The 387-nt window shown below is 67.2% G+C and carries 1 protein-coding gene; it reads left to right on the forward strand.

All coding sequences use genetic code 11. The features are described 5' to 3' along the window. Positions 1–26 precede the first annotated feature (26 nt). A partial coding sequence (locus tag M3666_RS16505) for a site-specific recombinase (protein ID WP_251155827.1) occupies positions 27–387 on the forward strand: 361 nt, incomplete at its 3' end.

Consider the following 387-nt stretch of genomic DNA (forward strand, 5'->3'; position numbering starts at 1 on the left):
TCGTGTTCCAGGTCGAGCGGATGCGCATGCGCATCCTGCGCGCCGAAACGCTGCTGAACGCATGGATGGCGCGCGACGACCTGCATGGGATGGCGCACCTGACCGCCGAGCTCGTCGACGCGAACCAGAACAGCCAGAGCGTCGCGCACCTCGTGCGCAGCAACTTCTCGCTGTTCGCGCGCAAGCTCGTCGAAACCAACGCGGACACCGGCGAGCACTACATCTCGCGCGGCCGCGCCGAGTACCTGAAGATGCTGCGGATGGCCGCGGGCGGCGGCCTCGTCACCGTCGTGACCGTGTGCGTGAAGTTCGCGATCACGGGCGCGCACCTGCAGTCGATGCTCGAAGGGCTGCTCGCGGGCATCAACTACGCGGCCAGCTTCATGC

Origin of the sequence: Curtobacterium sp. ODYSSEY 48 V2 (assembly GCF_023712625.1) — a bacterium.
Classification (GTDB): domain Bacteria; phylum Actinomycetota; class Actinomycetes; order Actinomycetales; family Microbacteriaceae; genus Curtobacterium.